General features: G+C 64.0%; 1 protein-coding gene. It reads left to right on the top strand.

The genetic code is table 11. The features are described 5' to 3' along the window. Positions 1 to 483, top strand: a 483-nt coding sequence (locus ACPYOI_RS35955; protein ID WP_481420269.1) for a PAS domain-containing protein, incomplete at both ends; no start/stop codon positions are given.

Below are 483 nucleotides of genomic sequence, written 5' to 3'. Positions count from 1 at the left end.
GCCTTTATCGTGACCTCGAGGAGCGCGAGGCCAAGATCCGGCGCCTGGTCGATGCCAATATCATCGGGATTTTGATCGCGACCCTGGAAGGCCGGATCCTCGATGCCAATGACGCCTTTCTCCACATGGTGGGCTACGACCGCAAGGATCTTGCAGCGGGACATATCCGCTGGACGGAGCTGACGCCCCCCGAGTGGCAATCTGTCACCCAACAGGCGGTGGCTGAGATCCGCGCGACGGGATGCTGCGACCCGTTCGAAAAGGAATATTTTCGCAAGGACGGCAGCCGGGTGCCAGTGCTGATCGCCAGGGCTGCCTTCGACGAGGCGCGCAGCGAAGCGGTCGCATTCGTGCTCGATCTCACCGAGCTCAAGCGCGCCGAAGCGGAGGCCCGCGCCAGCGAGCGGCGGTATCGCGACATGCAGATGGAGCTGGCACATGCCAACCGGGTCGCGACCATCGGGCAGCTTACCGCCTCGATCG

The organism is Rhizobium sp. SVR5-2C, assembly GCF_056755115.1.
Note: the sequence above shows the minus strand (reverse complement) of the source record. Positions and strands in the feature narration are given on the sequence as shown.